General features: G+C 41.6%; 18 protein-coding genes. 1 reads left to right on the top strand and 17 read right to left on the bottom strand.

Features of this window, described 5'->3' with window-relative positions; genetic code table 11:
- Nucleotides 1-45: 45 nt before the first annotated feature.
- The 13 genes from QUF78_RS26670 to QUF78_RS26730 all read right to left on the bottom strand — a co-directional run bounded on the left by QUF78_RS26670 (nucleotide 46) and on the right by QUF78_RS26730 (nucleotide 12,838).
- Complete coding sequence (locus QUF78_RS26670) at nucleotides 46-1,095, bottom strand: L-threonylcarbamoyladenylate synthase (RefSeq protein WP_289327059.1); 1,050 nt, start codon at nucleotides 1,093-1,095, stop codon at nucleotides 46-48.
- Between the two features lie 288 nt (nucleotides 1,096-1,383).
- Nucleotides 1,384-2,313 (bottom strand): stage II sporulation protein R, encoded by a 930-nt coding sequence (gene spoIIR, locus QUF78_RS26675; protein ID WP_289327060.1) that lies wholly within the window; start codon nucleotides 2,311-2,313, stop codon nucleotides 1,384-1,386.
- A 149-nt stretch (nucleotides 2,314-2,462) separates the two neighbouring features.
- Entirely contained in the window at nucleotides 2,463-3,332 is an 870-nt protein-coding gene (prmC, locus tag QUF78_RS26680; RefSeq protein WP_289327410.1) for a peptide chain release factor N(5)-glutamine methyltransferase, read from the bottom strand.
- Nucleotides 3,325-4,395 carry a peptide chain release factor 1 gene (gene prfA, locus QUF78_RS26685; protein ID WP_289327411.1) on the bottom strand — a complete coding sequence of 357 codons (1,071 nt, stop codon included), beginning with the start codon at nucleotides 4,393-4,395 and terminating at the stop codon, nucleotides 3,325-3,327. Before prfA ends, prmC begins: the two co-directional genes overlap by 8 nt.
- A 164-nt stretch (nucleotides 4,396-4,559) precedes the next feature.
- Entirely contained in the window at nucleotides 4,560-5,015 is a 456-nt protein-coding gene (locus QUF78_RS26690) for a hypothetical protein (protein WP_289327061.1), read from the bottom strand.
- Between the two features lie 238 nt (nucleotides 5,016-5,253).
- A complete protein-coding gene (locus tag QUF78_RS26695) occupies nucleotides 5,254-5,859 on the bottom strand; it encodes a thymidine kinase (protein WP_289314299.1) in 606 nt (201 codons plus the stop codon).
- A 137-nt stretch (nucleotides 5,860-5,996) separates the two neighbouring features.
- Complete coding sequence (rpmE, locus tag QUF78_RS26700; RefSeq protein WP_053348458.1) at nucleotides 5,997-6,197, bottom strand: 50S ribosomal protein L31; 201 nt, start codon at nucleotides 6,195-6,197, stop codon at nucleotides 5,997-5,999.
- 149 nt (nucleotides 6,198-6,346) lie between these two features.
- Nucleotides 6,347-7,636, bottom strand: coding sequence for a transcription termination factor Rho (gene rho, locus QUF78_RS26705; protein ID WP_289314298.1), 1,290 nt, complete (start codon nucleotides 7,634-7,636; stop codon nucleotides 6,347-6,349).
- A 328-nt stretch (nucleotides 7,637-7,964) separates the two neighbouring features.
- Nucleotides 7,965-8,927 carry a class II fructose-bisphosphatase gene (glpX, locus tag QUF78_RS26710; RefSeq protein ID WP_289327062.1) on the bottom strand — a complete coding sequence of 321 codons (963 nt, stop codon included), beginning with the start codon at nucleotides 8,925-8,927 and terminating at the stop codon, nucleotides 7,965-7,967.
- A 97-nt stretch (nucleotides 8,928-9,024) separates the two neighbouring features.
- Nucleotides 9,025-10,308 (bottom strand): UDP-N-acetylglucosamine 1-carboxyvinyltransferase, encoded by a 1,284-nt coding sequence (locus QUF78_RS26715; protein ID WP_289327063.1) that lies wholly within the window; start codon nucleotides 10,306-10,308, stop codon nucleotides 9,025-9,027.
- Between the two features lie 211 nt (nucleotides 10,309-10,519).
- Nucleotides 10,520-11,170 (bottom strand): fructose-6-phosphate aldolase, encoded by a 651-nt coding sequence (fsa, locus tag QUF78_RS26720; protein ID WP_289314296.1) that lies wholly within the window; start codon nucleotides 11,168-11,170, stop codon nucleotides 10,520-10,522.
- Between the two features lie 192 nt (nucleotides 11,171-11,362).
- Complete coding sequence (locus QUF78_RS26725; protein WP_214744241.1) at nucleotides 11,363-12,220, bottom strand: class II fructose-bisphosphate aldolase; 858 nt, start codon at nucleotides 12,218-12,220, stop codon at nucleotides 11,363-11,365.
- 246 nt (nucleotides 12,221-12,466) lie between these two features.
- On the bottom strand, nucleotides 12,467-12,838 hold the full coding sequence (locus QUF78_RS26730; protein WP_289327064.1) for a response regulator: 372 nt from the start codon (nucleotides 12,836-12,838) through the stop codon (nucleotides 12,467-12,469).
- A gap of 317 nt (nucleotides 12,839-13,155) precedes the next feature.
- Here QUF78_RS26730 and QUF78_RS26735 point away from each other — a divergent pair, with 317 nt between their 5' ends.
- Entirely contained in the window at nucleotides 13,156-13,686 is a 531-nt protein-coding gene (locus QUF78_RS26735; RefSeq protein ID WP_289327065.1) for a DUF2529 domain-containing protein, read from the top strand.
- Between the two features lie 347 nt (nucleotides 13,687-14,033).
- On the opposite strand, the gene QUF78_RS26740 is transcribed toward QUF78_RS26735, so the two are convergent.
- The 4 genes from QUF78_RS26740 to icmF form a co-directional block, all read right to left on the bottom strand.
- Nucleotides 14,034-15,641 carry a CTP synthase gene (locus QUF78_RS26740; protein WP_289314294.1) on the bottom strand — a complete coding sequence of 536 codons (1,608 nt, stop codon included), beginning with the start codon at nucleotides 15,639-15,641 and terminating at the stop codon, nucleotides 14,034-14,036.
- 408 nt (nucleotides 15,642-16,049) lie between these two features.
- Entirely contained in the window at nucleotides 16,050-16,640 is a 591-nt protein-coding gene (gene rpoE / locus QUF78_RS26745; protein WP_353957931.1) for a DNA-directed RNA polymerase subunit delta, read from the bottom strand.
- A 195-nt stretch (nucleotides 16,641-16,835) separates the two neighbouring features.
- Nucleotides 16,836-16,997 carry a hypothetical protein gene (locus QUF78_RS26750; RefSeq protein WP_289327067.1) on the bottom strand — a complete coding sequence of 54 codons (162 nt, stop codon included), beginning with the start codon at nucleotides 16,995-16,997 and terminating at the stop codon, nucleotides 16,836-16,838.
- Between the two features lie 139 nt (nucleotides 16,998-17,136).
- A complete protein-coding gene (icmF, locus tag QUF78_RS26755) occupies nucleotides 17,137-20,403 on the bottom strand; it encodes a fused isobutyryl-CoA mutase/GTPase IcmF (RefSeq protein ID WP_289327068.1) in 3,267 nt (1,088 codons plus the stop codon).

A 20,403-nucleotide genomic window follows, 5' to 3' on the forward strand; every position in this document is an offset into this window, starting at 1 on the left:
TGTTATGCATGTCCGAAAAGAATTAGAAGAATAAATCAGTCCTTATTACACATGTTCCTCGATGATTTGATGACCTGCTGCCTTCTCAAGACGGTTCATGACAGCGGCTCCGATCCCACATTCAGGAAACATTTCACTAAAAATGATATCGACCTCCAGCTCATCAAACTGTCGTAAAGTATCATATAAGCCTGTGGCAACTGTATGTAAATCCGCTAATGAACCTGGGACAACCACATAATCCGCTTGATAGTACTGTTGATGCTCTAAAGCCGTTATGATGCCTACCTTTAACCCGTCACTTCTTTTTTCATCCACAAGTTTCTGAAGGAAATCTTGATTACCCTTGACTAAGTATAGAGGGGCCTTCGGAGCATAGTGGGTATATTTCATGCCCGGAGCTTTTGGCGCCGTTTCCTGATTCTTCAAAGCGACATCTTGCCTGACTTCTCCAATGACAGCTTCCAGCTGTTCCAGAGTCACCCCGCCAGGCCTTAAAATAACAGGGACTTCAACTGTACAATCAAGCACTGTTGATTCTACACCCACACCCGTAGTCCCGCCATCGACTATACCTGCAATCCGGCCCATCAAGTCATCTTCAACATGTTTAGCTGAAGTGGGACTTGGTTTTCCTGAAGTATTTGCACTTGGAGCTGCAATGGGCAAATCACTCGCACGAATTAGCCCGAGTGCAACCTGATGATCCGGCATCCTGACAGCCACCGTCTCCAATCCAGCTGTCACAAGATTCGATAGCTGGCCCGGTTTTCGTTTCATGATCAAAGTCAAAGGACCCGGCCAAAACTCAGCCATCAGCTTCCGTGCTTGATCAGGAATCTCCTCTACAATACCTGACAACTGATCAGCTGAGGCTATATGAACGATTAATGGATTATCACTCGGACGCCCCTTTGCTTCAAACACTTTTTTGACTGCCTCGTCACTTTTGGCATTCGCTCCAAGTCCATAAACGGTCTCTGTAGGAAAAGCAACCACTTGATTATCCTTTAATAATTCAGCTGATTGTGTAATCTGGGGATAACTTTGTAAATTATCCACATCTTTATCCACTGACCAAACTTTCGTTTTCATCTTAAACACCATCGCCTTTTAACATTTCTTATTTTATATAATCGCTTTTATATGAACGGTATTATCAACTTATCGTCCTAATTTTACTTGAAAGATACTTTGAAAGTATAAAAGAAGTATACACATAATTCAAGTGTTATCCACAAAATGTGGATAACCATACCGAAACCGTGGATAAGTTTGTGGATATTAATGATTAATGACAGACTTTTTTGATTTTTTGTTAATAACCCTGTGGATATGTTTTCAAAATTATCTGATCATAAAAAAAGAGGGCCCCCCCTCTTTTTAAAAAAGATCATTTAGGATTTCTGCAAATAAGGACTTCACTTCCACCTCTGGCTCCTTTTCCCCTTCATATAATTGTTGACCTTGTTCAGTGGATGCCGCAAGTTTAACCTTGTTTTCACCTACATTCCCATCAATCACTTCCTCCGTTACTTCATCCATACCTTTTTCTTCTGTCACTTCTCCTTTTACTTCTGGCTCTATAACCTCTTCTTTTACCTCTTCTTGTGGTATTTCCACACTTTCCTCAATTGCTTCTTCTTCAACTACTGCCTCTGGCCCTTTTACCTTTTCATCCGGTACTTCTTCTTCAACCGCTTCCTCTGGAACAGGTTCTTTCTCCTCATTCGTTGCAGCATAAACCTTCCCTTCCGAAGTTACAGATTCTTCATCTTCATCCTCGACAATCGGACTTTGACTTACAGCCGTTCCATTTGAAAAATCCAAGAAACATAGTGGAGGAAATAACACACACCACCAATTAGCCCCTTCCCCTTCACCAAGTGTGATGATCACAGCTTCATAATCCCCTGCAGGATATAAATACTGCCCGTAAAGTTTTGTCGGAAATTCGGCTTGTCCAAAATCCACTTTTACTGACTGTTCCAAACCATGTTCCTTTATAACTGCTTCAGCCGTGGCTTGAATATCCGGTAGATGCGAGGTGATCACATCCCTCGCTTCATCCAATGAAGTAAGCTCCTCGACCCATTTTGTGATATCTTCATTTACCTGATCCCTAATCAGCCGTTTAACCGCTTGATCCTTTTCTGTATCACTATTAGCAAGTATCCTCAGACGAATCGCCTCATCCGGAATTACCATCGTTTCTTCTGCACCGACCATCTCCGCTTTAGGCATATATATACTTACAATCGTTCCTATTGTTAAGATTAATAGATAAATAATGGCTAAATGTTTAGTTTTCATCGCCTTCGCCCCCTCACATGAATTAGTCTCACCATTTTCCAGCTATCTTAAACTAGTAAAAATAAAAAAATTGATGCTGGAAATATAGATTCCAAATCGATAATGAGGGATGTCCATATAAAAAAATCCGTCTCACATAGGGAGACGAATCATTTTAATTCAGCAAAGACCATTCGATCTTTTTCATTAATGTCATTTACAACGGATACTTCTGCGGCAGGAAAAGTCCGCTTTAATAAATCGGCAACTGCCTGGCCCTGCCCAGCGCCCACTTCAAAACCGATCAGCCCAGGCACCTCCATAATCAGAGGTAACTGTTCCATAAAGCGGCGGTAAAAGTCCAGACCATCGATACCCGCAAATAATGCACGATGGGGTTCATGACCCGTTACGACTACAGACATGGATTTTTGATCATCATTTGGTATATATGGCGGATTAGATAAAAGGATGTCCACTTTCTGGTTTATGTTAATCAACGGCTGAAGTAAATCACCTTGCACGAACTGCACTTCGGCACCAAGTGATTCGGCATTTTTCTTCGCCACCTCAAGTGAAGGATCTGCTATGTCCGTGGCCGTCACCGACAAGTTTGATTTTTCAAGCTTCATCGTAATGGCGATTGCACCGCTGCCTGTCCCAATATCCGCTAAACGGAGCTTCTGTCCCTCCATAAAAACGGCCGGAAGCTTACGTAATGTATAATAAATCAATTCTTCTGTTTCAGGTCTCGGTATCAGCACTTCTTCATTCACAAAGAAGGTCCGTCCATAAAATTCTTCACTGCCTATTATATATTGGATGGGCGTTCCATCAGCATGAAGCTCAACTGCTGCCTTAAATTGTCCAAAATCCGCTTCACTGAGCTCATCATGAAGGTTGGCCAGTAACTGGGAGCGCGTTAGTTTTAAAAAATGCTGTAACAGGATCTCCCCTGCATTGGCGTCACGATCATTTTCCTTTAAAAAAGAAGAAGCCCATTTAAGGGCTTCAAACACTTTCAAGGCAGAATTATTCATCTGCATTTTCCAGCCTGGAAGATTGGTCTTCCATGATTAAAGCATCCACGACATCATCCAGTTTACCTTCCATGATTTGATCCAGCTTTTGAATCGTTAAACCAATACGGTGGTCGGTAACGCGGTTTTGCGGGAAGTTATACGTGCGAATCCTTTCGGATCGATCGCCCGTTCCAACAGCAAGCTTTCGATTTTGGTCATATTCAGCCTGCACTTCGCGATGAATTTTATCATACACCCTGGCACGCAAAACCTTCATTGCTTTTTCTTTGTTCTTGATTTGTGATTTTTCATCTTGACAAGATACAACCGTATTCGTCGGAATATGTGTCAATCGTACCGCTGACATGGTCGTGTTGACACTTTGCCCTCCAGGACCGCTTGACGCAAAGGTATCGACACGAACATCCTTATCATGGATTTCGACTTCCACTTCCTCAGCTTCCGGTAAAACGGCAACCGTGGCTGTAGAAGTATGAATCCGTCCACCTGATTCAGTTTCAGGTACTCGCTGAACGCGATGGGCTCCATTTTCGAATTTCAATTTTGAATAAGCGCCATTTCCATTAATCATGAATATGATTTCCTTGTAGCCTCCAAGCCCTGTAGGACTTGCTTCAATGACTTCAGTCCGCCAACCCTGAACCTCAGCAAAACGGCTATACATTCGGTATAGGCTACCTGCAAATAAGGCCGCCTCGTCTCCGCCTGCCGCTCCGCGGATCTCCATGATTACGTTCTTATCATCGTTAGGGTCTTTAGGAATGAGCAATATTTTCAGTTTATCCTCAAGGCCTTGTATGGTCTCTTCAAGTTCATTGATCTCTTCTTTAACCATTTCGCGCATATCCGCATCAAGTTTGTCCTCCAGCATCGCCTTGGCTTCCTGGAGTTGCTCACGAACCGCTTTATATTCTTTATAAGCCGATGCCGTCTCTTGAATACTGGATTGCTCCTTGGAATATTCCCTTAGCTTCTTAGAGTCATTAATGATCTCCGGGTCACTTAATAGTTCATTCAATCTTTCATATCTATCTTCTACTGCTTGCAATCGATCAAACAAATTATTCACCTCATAAATTTTCCAAAACATCTCCATGAAACGTATTGGAAGTAATCCATCTTTTCTAACTATAAATAAGTAGTTCAGTGCCCCAGCTTAGTTCACTTCTAGGTTAATTATAGTATAGGTGAATAATCAACGTCAAAGAGGATTCAAAATTGTGGTTATTTCTTTAATTCAACATCTATATTATATTGGGGCACAACCTTGGTTATCATGCCTTGAATTCGCTGCTTTTCCTTATTTCTTTCTTTTTCCGTCTTGATTTCGCCGTTATCATGGACCGTAACATGTATGGTATTGCCATTAAACCAAACGGAGCCTGCCTCATAATTAGTTTCCGATTTAATGATCCCTCTGATTTCATCAATTTCCTGCCCCATGGATGGAGAATTATTGGATGTATGATGCGGTGTGTTGAGGACTTGATCCGATGGACGTTCCGCTTCATTATCCCAATCATTATTGGACACACGACTTAAACCATTGCCAACAAAATCCTGGCCATCCCGGGATTGATCACCATATTCCGAATCATTATTTATTGCATTGTCATTCTGACCGCATGCCGTTAGTGCAGCAAGAAGAAAGGCCGTCATAAAAAACAGTTTTGATTTCATATTTTTTCCCTCCATTTTGACTAGTTAAGAAGAACATTTCCTTGTTAGCCTTCCCAAAATGGGGCAGTATTTATCTTTTATTTCCCTTCCATGTATTGGTCTTACCACCTGAATACCTTCAGCAGTTTTTTTACGTAGATCTTACCGCCTTTAGAATAAACACACTTTCCGCTATGATTTAACCATTTCTTCAAAAAAAAGTACCCTAAGATCTCATCGGATCATAGGGCACCATCATTCAAATATGTTCTTTAATCCCAACAGCTTGCTTACCTGGAACTTCGTGATGATGGCGGCAGCGGGGCTCGTATGATTCCGATGCACCCACAAGGATGATCGGCTCATCATAGGAGGCCGGCGCCCCATCTATCAACCGCTGTGTCCTGCTCGCAGGAGATCCGCACACTTCACACACAGCCTGTAGCTTAGTCACTGATTCTGCCAGCGATAATAGAACGGGCATAGGACCGAATGGTTCACCTCTGAAATCTTGATCGAGTCCAGCCATAATCACTCGATAACCGCTGTCCGCAAGATGCTGGGCAACCCCGATAATTTCATGATCAAAAAATTGAACTTCATCTATTGCAATGATATCCAAGGGCTTGTCCAAACACTTAAAAATATCCGTTGAATGGGCAATCGGTTTTGCCATCACAGAAGAGCCATTGTGTGATACGACAGCCTCTTCCGCATAGCGATTATCTATAGCTGGTTTAAATACAGCTATTTGCTCTTTAGCAAATTGAGCACGGCTGACTCGTTTAATCAATTCCTCAGACTTACCTGAAAACATGCTTCCGCAAATAAGCTCGATCCAGCCTGTTTGTTTCATTACATACATGGAAACAGCTACTCCCTTCCACCTGTCGATCCCTTGGCCATAATTGAAGTGGACCCGGCTTTATATAAATTCTTACTTGTTTACAGAAAAGAAAAAACAGGCAAGAAAAATACTTGCCTGTTTTTAAAAAGTCCGGCTTATTTAATACCGTATTTTTTGTTGAAACGATCAACACGTCCGCCAGCTTCAGCGAATTTTTGACGACCAGTATAGAATGGATGGCACTCTGAACAAGTCTCAACTTTGATCTCTTCTTTAACTGAACCAGTTTCAAAAGTGTTTCCGCAAGAGCAAGATACTTTTGAAAGTTTATAATTTGGATGAATTCCAGTTTTCATTCTTTTCAGCTCCTTCTGCCCTGAATCATTCGAAACAGAGTTATATACTTCAAGGTGAGGGAAAAACACTCTCACATTTATTGTAAAAACACATGAACTCATTATAGCAACTTAAGACTAGTTGTGCAACAGTTTGTTTCTTTCACTGTTTAAGAACGTTTTACGCTCGCTGGTCCCTTTTTCATTTCTGTCATTTCTTCATCCAACTTACTGAAAAATTCTTCATTGCCTTTTGTCTGTTTTAGACGGCGAAGGAATTTCTCTGAGAAATCAGGTGAATCCGACATCGTTTTCCTAATGGCCCATAGTTTATCCAGGCGATCTTTCGGAATTAACAATTCTTCTTTACGAGTGCCTGAGCGACGAATGTCGATTGCAGGGAAGATACGTCTTTCGGCAAGTGCACGATCTAAATGCAGTTCCATATTACCCGTACCTTTAAACTCTTCATAAATGACATCGTCCATTCTTGAACCCGTATCTACCAATGCTGTAGCAAGGATCGTCAGGCTGCCGCCTTCCTCGATATTCCTTGCCGCACCGAAGAAACGTTTTGGACGATGGAATGCAGCAGGGTCAATCCCTCCGGATAATGTACGCCCGCTCGGCGGAATGACAAGGTTGTAAGCACGGGCAAGTCGAGTGATGCTGTCCATTAAAATGATTACATCCCGCTTATGCTCCACAAGTCGCATAGCCCGTTCTAACACTAGCTCAGCTACCTTAATATGGTTCTCCGGCACTTCATCGAACGTTGAACTTACCACGTCTCCAGCAACGGAACGTTCAATGTCCGTCACTTCTTCCGGGCGTTCATCGATCAACAGCACAATCAATTCGGATTCAGGATGGTTCGTGGTTATCGCATTGGCAATTTCTTTGATGAGCATCGTTTTACCAGCTTTTGGCGGTGCGACAATCAACCCACGCTGTCCAAAACCGACCGGCGCCAGGACATCCATAATTCTAGTTGATATGTTCTTCGGTGTCGTTTCCAGTTTGATTTGCCTGTTTGGATACAACGGTGTTAAACCTGGAAAATGAACACGCTCTTTAGCTGATTCCGGATTATCGCCATTGACGGCTTCAACATGCAGCAATCCATAATAGCGCTCATTTTCTTTTGGAGGCCTTACCTTACCGGACACTTTATCTCCATTTCGCAAATCGAATCTGCGGATCTGTGAAGCGGAAATATAAATATCCTCCGAGCTTGGAGAATAATTAATTGGACGCAGGAATCCAAAGCCTTCAGAAGGGATGATCTCTAAAACGCCCTCCATGAATAGGAGACCATCCTGCTCAGCTTGTGCTTTCAGGATAGCGAAAATAAGTTCCTTTTTTGAAAGTTTGCTGTAATAGGAAACTTTATATTCACGCGCGTGCTCATAGAGATCCTTTAGTTTCATGTTTTCTAAATTAGAAATAGTTAAATTCATTATGACACCACACTTTTATTAATTAAACGTTTTCACCCATACTGAAAAAGAAATGGTTTGTTAGATGGAAGAAAAACCGCAATCCATGTACCCGACCAGAGTTTTCTTAGAAAGGATGATACATTTTTACATGTAAAGAAGAAAATTATTTGAAGGCTTCTTGAAGTTTGGAGTGAAAGGGCAGATTTTATATATCTAAATCAATTAATAGTAGACCAAGCTTTATTTTACTTTTTTTATTTTAATTATTCAACTTAAATTTTTTAAAAGAGAAAGCGAGCGATGAAACCGCTCGCTTTTTATCGGTGATACTTTCTAAAAAACGTTCTCAGTCAATCAAACCATTCGGTTTAATTTTAAGACTGTGGCGTCCATCAATGAAACGAACGGTACCAGATTTAGCACGCATGACTACGGATTGTGTTTCGCCGTAATGCCCTTTAAATTGTACACCGCGTAAAAGTTCTCCATCAGTCACACCTGTCGCAGCAAAAATCGCGTCATCTCCGCGAACAAGGTCTTCCATTCTCAGGACTCTTCCTACATCAAGGCCCATTTTTAAACAGCGTTCAACTTCTTCATCACTTTGAGGAAGAAGCTTACCTTGAATTTCCCCTCCGAGGCATTTTAAGGCAACAGCTGCAATAACTCCCTCTGGAGCTCCGCCAGATCCGAATAAGATGTCAACACCGGTAAGATCGAAAGCCGTATTGATGGCACCGGCTACATCTCCATCGTTGATCAACTTGATACGTGCCCCAGCCTCACGAAGTTCGTGAATGATTTTCGAATGGCGGTCGCGGTTCAATACTGTTGCGACTACGTCTTGGATATCTTTATTTTTTGCCTTGGCTACCGCTTTCAGGTTGTCCAACACAGAAGCATTGATATCAATCTGACCAACAGCCTCGGGACCGACAGCTATTTTATCCATATACATATCCGGGGCATGAAGCAAGTTCCCCTTATCGGCTATCGCCAATACAGCCAATGCATTCCAGCCGCCAGATGCAACGATGTTCGTTCCTTCCAAAGGATCAACTGCAACATCCACTAGTGGCCCAAGACCAGTACCAAGCTTCTCACCAATATAAAGCATTGGCGCTTCATCCATTTCCCCTTCACCGATTACAACCGTCCCTTGCATGGGAATAGTATTGAAAACATCCCGCATTGCAGTTGTTGCTGCATCATCTGCTTCGTCTTTCTTTCCTCTTCCCATCCAACGAGCAGAATTTAGTGCCGCCGCCTCTGTTACGCGAACAAGCTCCATCGATAAACTTCTTTCCATTTCCGGTTCCCCCTCATGTACACTAGCATGATTTATTTATATTAGTATAACACATTATATCATATATAGTAACACAATGAGGTAACAAGAAAAGGGATCAGCTTTTAAGCTGCTCCACCTCTTCTTGCGTCATTTCTTCACGCCAAATCGTTGCTCCCAAACCTGAAAGTTTCTCAACCAGATGGCTATATCCGCGATCTATATGTTCAAGCCCGGTCACTTCTGTAATCCCTTCAGCCATTAAACCGGCAATTACCAGAGCTGCTCCGGCACGTAAATCGCTTGCCTTCACTTTTGCCCCATGAAGTTGGACAGGACCATCAATGATGCCCGCTCTGCCCTCGACTTTGATCTTCGCATTCATGCGTCGCAGTTCATCAATATGCTTGAATCGTGCCCCGTATATCGTATCGGTCACCATGCTAGAACCGCTGGCTTTCGTTAAAAGAGAAGTGAAAGGCTGCTGAAGATCTGTTGGAAATCCAGGGTAAACCAACGTCTTGATATCAACGGATTTATATTTTTCTCCCGGTGAAACAAATATCTGATCATCACCGGCTTCAATATTAATCCCCATTTCCCTCATTTTGGAAGTCAATGACTCCAAATGCTGGGGAATGACATTGTCGATCAAGATTCCTTCACCGACAGCAGCTGCTAAAATCATGAAAGTACCGGCTTCAATCCGATCCGGTATGATTGTATGTTTGCACCCATGCAAACTTTCCACACCATCAATACGGATGATATCCGTTCCTGCCCCCTTGATTTTCGCTCCCATATTGGTCAACAAAGTGGCAACATCGATGATTTCCGGTTCTTTCGCAGCATTTTCAATCACAGTGCGGCCTTTGGCCAAAACGGCGGCAAGCATAATATTGATCGTTGCCCCTACACTAACGACATCCAAATAAATGCGTGCTCCCCGTAGCTCGTCCGCCCTAAGGTAAATGGCTCCTTGTTCATTCGTCACTTGTGCGCCTAGTGCTTCGAACCCCTTAATATGTTGATCTATTGGGCGAGGTCCTAAATGGCAGCCTCCAGGCAAACCAATCACTGCCTTTTTGAATTTACCAAGCATTGCCCCCATTAAATAATAAGAGGCGCGTAACTTCTTAACTCTTCCATTTGGAAGAGGCATTGAAATCATCCTGCTGGGATTCACTGTCATTTCCCCATCATCAAAGGATACCTCACCGCCAATTTCCTCCATTAACTCTTTCAGCATCTGAACATCCGAGATATCAGGCAGGCCTTCAATCGTTACGGGAGAGTCCGCTAAAATTGTTGCAGGGATAAGGGCGACCGCACTATTTTTTGCTCCGCTGACACGAATGCTTCCCTTTAAAGGATAGCCACCGGCAATTTTAAGTTTTTCCATAATAAACTCCCTTCCACGCTAAGCACTTAGATGCTACTTTCAAAAAAAGTAATATTTTACCACAGGAGAATTTCATAATCCGACAACATTCACTATCTAGTTCTTTAGTTTACACAAAAGTAGAAAATTCATGTAAAAAAAAGATAAAAATTTCTAATTTATGTTAATTTTATTTAAACGGTGCAATCTATAGTGACTTAGCGGCAAGGCATTATGCTTCAGTACGTGAATTCCAATCCTTCAAGAAAGCTTCAATCCCTTTGTCCGTTAATGGGTGGTGGAATAATTGAATTAAAACTTTATAAGGGATCGTTGCAATATGTGCCCCTTTAAGAGCCGCTTCTGTAATATGCATCGGATGGCGGATAGAAGCTGCAATGATTTCAGCATTGATATCATGGATCGCGAATATGTCAGCAATATCCGAAATTAAATCCAAACCATTTTGGCCGATGTCATCCAAGCGTCCTAAAAATGGCGATACATAAGTCGCTCCTGCCCTAGCTGCCAATAATGCTTGGTTAGCACTGAAAATAAGGGTGACATTTGTTTTGACACCTTGTTTTGTAAGAGCTGCAACAGCCTTCAAACCGTCTGGAGTCATTGGTACTTTAATCGTGATATTAGGTGCAATCGCAACAAGTTCTTTGGCTTCAGCCATCATTCCTTCAAAATCAAGCGCAATGACTTCTGCAGAAACGGATTCCTTAACAAGGCTTGTGATTTCTTTTAGCCGGTCATGGAAAGAAACTCCCTTTTCTCTTGCAACAAGGGACGGGTTAGTCGTAACTCCAGCTAAAACGCCCAGTTCGTGCGCTTGTTTGATTTCTTCCATGTTTGCTGTATCTATAAAGAATTTCATAAAATAGCCTCCGTATGTAATCGATTTTTTCTTTCCCTATATGCATCTGAATTCTAATTCTTCAAAAAATAGAGCTTGGATTCAGCCCTGCATCTAAAAGAAACCATTAGGGGAGGTGCCCCCCCCAATGGAAACATTACCTATGGCATCTTACATGCAAAGGGATGGAACCCTTATGCTGCAGTTGAAAAATTATGCTTTGCCGTTTGAACCAAATTCACGTATTTTGCCGATGACAGTTTCTTTAATAGCTTCACGGCCAGGAACCATGAATTTACGAGGATCGTATACTTCAGCATCGTTATTCAAAACTTCACGAACAGCTTTTGTGAACACAATTTGATTTTCCGTATTCACATTGATTTTTGATGTTCCAAGAGAAATCGCTTTTTGGATATCTTTCGTAGGAATGCCTGTACCGCCATGAAGAACAAGAGGTTTGTTCGTTAAATCTCGTACTTCTTCCATTTCTTTATAGCCTAGGTCAGGTTCACCTTTGTACGGTCCGTGAACGGATCCCAATGCTGGAGCAAAACAGTCGACATTCGTTTCTTTAACTAACTGTTCACATTCTTGAGGATCTGCATATACGACTCCATCAGCAATTACATCATCTTCTTGTCCGCCAACCGTGCCCACTTCCGCTTCAACCGAAACATTTCGTGCGTGAGCGAATTCGACAACCTTCTTGGTTGTTTCGATATTTTCTTCGATTGGATGGTGTGAAGCATCAATCATTACTGAAGTGAATCCAGCTTCGATAGCTTCTTTACATTTATCAAAACTTGAACCATGGTCAAGGTGAATGGCCACAGGAACAGTGATTTTCATGTCTTCCAACAATCCTTGAACCATCATGACAGTCGTTTTAAAACCACCCATGTGACGGGCAGCCCCTTCGGAAACACCAAGGATGACTGGAGATTTTTCTTGTTCTGCAGCAGCTAGGATAGCTTGGGTCCATTCCAGGTTATTGATATTGAATTGACCTACTGCATATTTTTCATCAAGAGCTTTATTCAGCATATCTTTCATAGAAACTAAAGGCATTTGATTTCCTCCTACTAGTGGATGTTATTATTTTTAAAGTTAATTCTTTCTAGATATTCCCTAAAACTAAAGTAGCATACGCTTATAAATCAGAATATCTCTCCTCTTTTAGCATATCAATACATCAAAAAAACAGCAACAAATACACTATGCCAAGCCTCAAATTTTATTCCAAAAAAAACACGGCCCTCTTAAAAAGATAGCCGCGGCAATTCTTTCGTCAATAATATTGAATTTTCAAGACCGTTAACTAGATTGAATCGGTAAGTATTCACGAACGGCTTTTCTAATATCATCAATATCAAACGGCTTTGCAAAGTGGGTCATTGCACCCAAATCCTTTGCTTCTTGGATCATATCAAGTTCACCATATGCGGTCATGATTATGACCCGGATGTCCGGCTCGACCACTTTCATCCTTTTCAGGATCTCAATTCCATCCATTCCCGGAATCTTCATATCCAGTAATACAAGATCAGGTGAATGGTTATTTAGCACTTCCAAGGCTTGAATGCCATTTGCAGCTTGAAATGTTTCATACCCTTCTTTATGTAAAACCTCGTTCAATAAAATACGAATCCCAAATTGATCATCAACAATCAATATTTTCCCTGGCATTTTATCACCTCTCCCCTTCCTGATTTATAAAATTAAATGTATTAGCCTAATCGGCCATATTACCCGAAAAAGGGTAGTTACATAGATTGCGTCAAATCACATGTAGTCCAACGCATTGATTTCATTCATGATTTCTATGTTCATATTCGATAATTGTAACAAAATTCCTGCTATATGGCTAAAAGGATTTTTAATTTTTTTGTTTTTTCGACCGATTTTGTAAATTCAGCCCTTTGGATCAAAAGCCCTGAAACCTGTCAATGAAAGGGAAAGTCCTTTATAATTAAGTATATTATTTTTTAAAGGAGTCCCTACTCATGTTAAAAATTTTCTCGACACAGATAAGCGGTTTATTTAAAAAAATGATTGATAATGAAGCCTTTGAAATGGAGGATGCCGGACGCTTGCTGGCTCAGGCTGTAGTTGGGGATGGCACTGTGTTCATTCACGGTATTGGTGAAATGCAGGGCGTCACTGCCGAGGCTTTAGATGGGGCAGAACCCTTCCCTAAGGCACAAAGATATGAATCAGTAGAAACTATTTCCGGGGAAGATCGATTCCTTATATTCAGTCGCCATTCGGATGATTTTGAAGCTTTGATGCTGGCAAAACAACTAAAGGAAAAAGATATACCATTTGTTGCGGTTTCTACATCCGTTCCTTCTAAAGAAGATTCACTTTTAGAGTTGGCTGACGTACATATAGATTTACGTATCCAACGAGGATTGATTCCCGATGAAACTGGAAATCGATATGGGTACCCTACCCTCATTGCCGCTCTTTTCGCTTATTATGGGATTAAATTCACTCTTGAAGAAATCATAAAAGAATATGAAGATGAAGAATGATAAATTCATCATCTAAAAAAGGGTTCGGGAAATATAACTTCCTTCAAATGATGTTCCCGAGCCAACTGACCCATAGCAACACCTTCAACTCCTCAAGTATGATTGCTATCTAAATGTTGTAACAAAGTTGATTGGAGCGGGTGTGCGAGACTGCTGCGGGGAAAGCGCGTCTAAGGGAGACCCCGCAGGCGCAAGCCGAGGAGGCTCCATGACTGCCCATGGAAAGCGAGTGCCTGGAATGGAAATCAACGTCCAAATTGTACAAGCCATAAAAAAACTGTAGGCAAACTCGATTTCCTTCAAGTTTGCCTACAGTCTGAAACAGCCATGGGCTGTTTTTTTGTTTATTAAAGTTTTGCGCTGCGCTTTAAAGACATACCCACAAAGTCACGGAATAGCGGCTGTGGACGGTTAGGGCGTGACGTGAATTCCGGATGGAATTGAGAAGCCACAAACCAAGGATGATCTTTCAATTCAATGATTTCAACCAGACGACCATCTGGACTTGTACCGGAAAAGACGAATCCTGCCTCTTCCATAGCCTGACGGTAGTGGTTATTGAATTCATAACGGTGACGGTGACGTTCATAAACAACCTCATCATTATAAGCTTCGAATGCTTTAGTTCCTTCGATAAGCTTACATGGATACAGACCAAGACGCAGTGTACCACCCAAATCTTCAACATCCTTTTGCTCAGGAAGAAGATCGATGATTGGATCTGGAGTATCCTCTTTGATTTCAGCTGAATGTGCTTCTGGCAATCCTAAGACGTTACGTGCATATTCAATGGATGCCAACTGCATGCCTAAACAAATTCCGAAGAACGGTGTTTTTGTCGTGCGGGCAAATTCGGTGGCTGCAATTTTCCCTTCGATTCCACGATCTCCAAAACCACCAGGAACAAGGATTCCATCTGCACCTTGAAGAAGTTCGGCAACATTTTCTTTTGTTACATCTTCAGAATTCACCCAGTCGATTTCAACATCTGCATCAAATGCGTAACCTGCATGCTTAAGTGCTTCCACTACAGAAAGATAAGCATCTTGCAATTCAACATATTTTCCGACTAGGGCGATTTTCGTTTTCTTTGATAAAGAAGTAACCTTTTTGACCAATTCTTTCCAATCTTCCATATCCGCTTCGCCACAGTCCAATTTCAAGTGATCACAAACGATTTGATCCATATTTTGTGCTTGAAGCGCAAGAGGGATGGAGTAAAGTGTATCCGCATCAAGACACTCGATAACAGAATTTTTATCAATATCGCAGAATAAAGCGATTTTATCCTTCATATCTTGTGAAATTGGGCTTTCTGTACGTGCAACGATGATATTTGGCTGAATGCCAAGACTGCGTAATTCTTTTACACTATGCTGTGTCGGTTTTGTTTTCATTTCACCAGCAGCTTTGATGTAAGGTACAAGTGTACAATGGATATACATAACATTATTGATTCCGATATCACTTTTAATTTGACGAATCGCTTCAAGGAATGGAAGTGACTCGATATCCCCAACAGTACCACCAATTTCGGTGATGACTATATCTGCATTCGTTTCATTACCTGAACGGAAAACCCGTTCTTTAATTTCATTCGTGATATGGGGAATGACTTGAACTGTTCCACCTAAATAATCGCCACGGCGTTCTTTTCTCAGGACAGTCGAATAAATTTTACCTGTAGTCACATTGCTGTGTTTACCAAGGTTGATATCAATAAAACGCTCATAGTGACCCAAATCCAAATCCGTTTCAGCACCATCATCCGTTACAAACACTTCACCATGTTGATATGGACTCATCGTACCTGGATCCAAGTTGATATAAGGGTCAAACTTCTGGATGGTAACATTCAATCCCCTATTTTTTAAAAGTCTACCTAAAGAAGCGGCCGTTATCCCTTTTCCCAAGGAAGAAACTACTCCACCTGTCACAAAAATATATTTTGTCATCTTATATCCTCCTATAGAATGTTTTCTTCCAATGCTGTTCTTCACATTTCAATCAGAACCTGCATCAAATCTTCCGCCACACAAGCGGTTAAAAGCTAAAAACCGAAATCGGTACAAACCATTAATCACTTAAAGGTCTTTAGTGAGAGTCATGCAGGATACATGAACAAGAATAAATTTCCTTAAATGACAGTAAACAAAATATGTTCTCTATAGTTTTTACAATTCTACGAGAAATCATTTTTAAAAATAAAAAAATGATGTCATTTATTCATTCCATCATTAAAAACAAAAACGCTCCGCTTACAATAAAAGTAAGGGAGCGATATAATTTAATCATTGTGTCCTTTTTTAAGGAGCCCAAAAATGATTCTACAAATTTCGCCTCAAAAAGTCAAGGGCGATTATTTATTTCTCTTTATCTTCATCCAACTCTTCTTCGTCTTCATCTTCGTCCTCATCATCATCCAGGACAAATGCATCATCTTCAATTATTTCTTCTTCCAGATCGTCATCATCATCCACGTCATCATCCAAAAGCACTTCGTCGATAACTGGAGTACCTAGGATATCATCATCGTCGTCATCTTCATCTTCGTCCAGATCATCGACATCTTCTTCAAAGTCAAGATCTTCGTCTTCAAGTTCATCGAAATCGTCGATAACGACAGCAGCCTTTTTAGCTTTCTTTTTCTTTTTAGGTTTAACAACATGTACAACTTCTTCTTCGATTTGGTCAACTGGGTACCATGTTTTCAATCCCCAGCGGTTGTCTCCAAGTGAAGTGAAGCGGCCATCCACATTTAAATCCGTGTAGAATTGTGCGATTCTTTTTGCCACTTCCGCTTTAGATAAATGGTGCAGCGAAGCTAATTCACTTATTAATTCTTTAAATGGAATCGGTTCATTTCTTTCCACTAACAAATCATATGCCATCTCAATTAAGGACATTTCCAATAATTGCTCTTTTGAGTGTTGTTTTAAACTCAAATTCCGCACTTCCCTTCTCTATTCAAACACTGAAATCCGTGTTTTTTCACATAAAAAAATAATCTAAAACAGTATTTCGATAAAATAACGACAATTCCTGCTAGACATATACTCCATTATAAACAATCTAAATGGGTTTATGCTAGTTCTATCTGATACTTTCACAGATTTACCTTAAGGTCTCTCGTTCACAGGACTGAAAAATCATTCATTTTCTTTTTTCGATTTCTGACGATAGGCTGCCGTAAAAAAGACAACAGTCAGGATAAAAAAAGAGATGGCACCCAATTGGTGCTCATACAGCTCAAATAAAATAATGATGGCAAGAATGTAACCTATGATCAACCCAATCATTTTCAGGTTCATTTTCTCAACTCCAATAGGGCTGATTCTTCATTTTTGCCCCTTTTCCAAATAATTATAAGGTAAAATCTTCATTTTGTTAAAAAAGACGGAAATTATTTAAAAAAAGAGGCTCCTAAACGTCGGAGCCCCCCTTCTTACACTACATATTTCTTCGATATTGACCGCCTACATCGTATAGCGCCCTGGTTATCTGGCCCAAACTGGCCACTCTCACGCAATTCATGAGTTCAGCAAAGATATTTTCCCCATTCATGGCAGCCACTTTCAGTTTTGTCAGGGCTTCATCAGTGAACTCCTTATTTCTTTCCTGAAATGCCTGAAGGTTGATGATTTGCCCTTCCTTCTCTTCTTTTGTTGCACGGGCAATCTCCATGCTGTTCACAGCTTCTTCAGAAGGAGGATTTGGGTTCAAATACGTATTGACCCCAATGATAGGCAATTCGCCCGTATGCTTTTTCATTTCATAATGCATCGATTCATCCTGGATTTTCCCGCGCTGATACTGTGTCTCCATTGCACCCAACACACCGCCTCGATCATTGATGCGATCGAACTCTTGCAGTACAGCCTCTTCAACCAGATCCGTCAATTCCTCTACGATGAAGGAACCTTGCATCGGGTTTTCATTTTTTGAGAGCCCATGCTCCTTTGTAATGATCATTTGTATGGCCATTGCCCGGCGAACGGATTCTTCTGTAGGCGTCGTGATGGCTTCATCGTACGCATTGGTATGCAGGGAGTTACAGTTGTCCTGCAGTGCCATTAAAGCCTGAAGTGTCGTTCTGATATCATTAAAATCAATTTCTTGCGCATGAAGGGAGCGCCCTGAAGTCTGTATATGATATTTCAGCTTCTGGCTACGTTCATTCGCACCATATTTATCCCGCATGACTGTAGCCCAAATCCTTCTTGCCACCCTGCCGATAACCGTATATTCCGGATCCAGTCCATTCGAGAAGAAGAACGACAGATTCGGGGCAAAGTCATCAATATTCATTCCGCGGCTTAAATAATATTCAATGTAAGTAAAGCCATTCGCTAATGTAAAAGCCAGCTGTGAAATGGGATTGGCACCCGCTTCTGCAATGTGATAGCCAGAAATGGATACAGAGTAATAGTTCCTGACTTTCCGATCGATGAAATAAGCTTGAATATCCCCCATTAACCTTAAAGCAAATTCCGTAGAGAAGATGCATGTATTCTGGCCTTGGTCTTCTTTCAGAATATCCGCTTGAACAGTTCCGCGTACTGTTTGAAGAGTATAAGCCTGCACTTCTTCAAGTTCGGCTTCCGTAAGAGAACGGCCTAACTCTTCTTCTTTCCGTTGAACCTGCTGATCGACTGCAGTATTCATATACATGGCCAAAATGATTGGTGCCGGTCCATTGATGGTCATGGATACAGAGGTCGAGGGGTGGCATAGGTCAAAGCCTGCATACAGCTTTTTCATGTCATCCAACGTACAGATACTGACTCCGCTTTCCCCTACCTTTCCATAGATATCAGGCCGGTGATCAGGATCCTCTCCATATAGAGTTACAGAATCGAAAGCCGTACTTAGCCGTTTAGCATTATCATCCTTTGACAAATAATGAAAACGCCTGTTGGTTCGGTCGGGCGATCCTTCGCCGGCAAATTGCCGCTTCGGGTCTTCCCCTTCACGCTTGAATGGAAAGACTCCCGCTGTGTAAGGAAAGAAGCCCGGAACGTTCTCACGGAATACCCATCCTAAGATCTCTCCATAATCAACATATTTAGGCAGTGATACTCTCGGAATCATTAAACCTGATAAACTTTTAGTTTTCAGCTTCGTGATGATTTCTTTATCCCTGACTTTCGTTACAAACTGTTCCCCCGCATACTTTTCCTTTAAATCCATCCATCCAGAAAGGATTTTTTTAGATTCAGGTGATAAATTCGAAGCGGTTTCCTTTTTCAATTTTTCTAAAGAAGCCACCATGTCTTCGTTGTTCTCATTTTCCTTAACTGCTTCAATTGCTCCTTCAATCTGGAAAAGCCTGCGGGCAATACGCACTTGTTCAGCCGCACGTTTATGATACGATCTGACCGAATCACTGATTTCACGTAAATAATAACGACGATCAGTTGGAATTATGACATTTTGCTTGTAAACATCCGCTTCTTTCGAAAAGGCGGTACTCCAATCCGTCCCTGATTTTTCATTAAGCTTTTCAATCAGTGCAGCGAATAAAGCATTTGTGCCTGGGTCGTTGAATTGGGAAGCGATCGTTCCATATACTGGCATTTCAGATGGATCTTGATCAAAAAGCGTACGGCTTCTTTGGTATTGTTTTTGAACTTGGTTTTTAGCATCTTCAGAGCCTTTGCGCTCATATTTGTTAATGACTATCAAGTCTGCGTAATCAATCATATCGATTTTTTCAAGTTGGGAAGGCGCACCGAATTCACTCGTCATTACATACATGGATACATCGCATATCTCGGCAATTTCTGCATCTCCCTGACCAATTCCACTCGTTTCAACGATGATTAAATCGAAGCCAGCTGCCTTCACGACTGAAATGGCATCCCTTATCGCCAAAGACAACTCACTTTTTGAATGACGCGTGGCCAAGCTTCGCATATAAACACGCTCTGAAAAGATCGCATTCATTCTAATCCTGTCACCAAGCAAGGCACCGCCTGTTTTTTGTTTGGTCGGGTCGACAGAAAGAATGGCGACTTTCTCGTCTGGAACTTCGTTAATGAACCTTCGTATCAATTCATCAGTCAATGAACTTTTTCCGGCGCCCCCCGTCCCTGTAATCCCAAGGACCGGAACCTTCTTTTCCGAAGTCTTGATCTGCTCAAAAAGACTCTCCACCGCTGCCGCCGATTCCTGTGAAGCATCGAGTCTATTTTCAGCAAAGGTAATGAATTGGGCAATGGCATTTGTCCCCCCTGCGATCAATTCATCAAAACGTTCCTGTAAAGATGGTTTGACAGTCGAGAAATCACACTCCTCCATCAATACATTTATCATGCCTTGAAGCCCATATTCCCGACCTTCATCGGGAGAAAAGATACGGGCAATCCCATAATCATGGAGTTCCTTAATTTCCCTCGGGATGATGACCCCGCCTCCGCCGGCAAAAATCCGAATGTGCTCGGCTCCCTTTTCCTTCAGTAGGTCATACATATATTTAAAATATTCCACATGCCCGCCTTGGTATGATGACATGGCTATGCCTTGAACATCTTCCTGGATGGCCGCATTCACGATCTCCTCCACCGAACGATTATGACCTAGGTGAATGACTTCTGCCCCGCTGGACTGAAGGATTCTCCTCATTATGTTGATTGATGCATCATGTCCATCAAATAAACTCGAAGCTGTAACGAATCTGATATGGTTCTTGGGTTTATACACTTTGACTGTACTCAT

It is taken from the genome of Peribacillus sp. ACCC06369 (assembly GCF_030348945.1).
GTDB lineage: Bacteria > Bacillota > Bacilli > Bacillales > DSM-1321 > Peribacillus.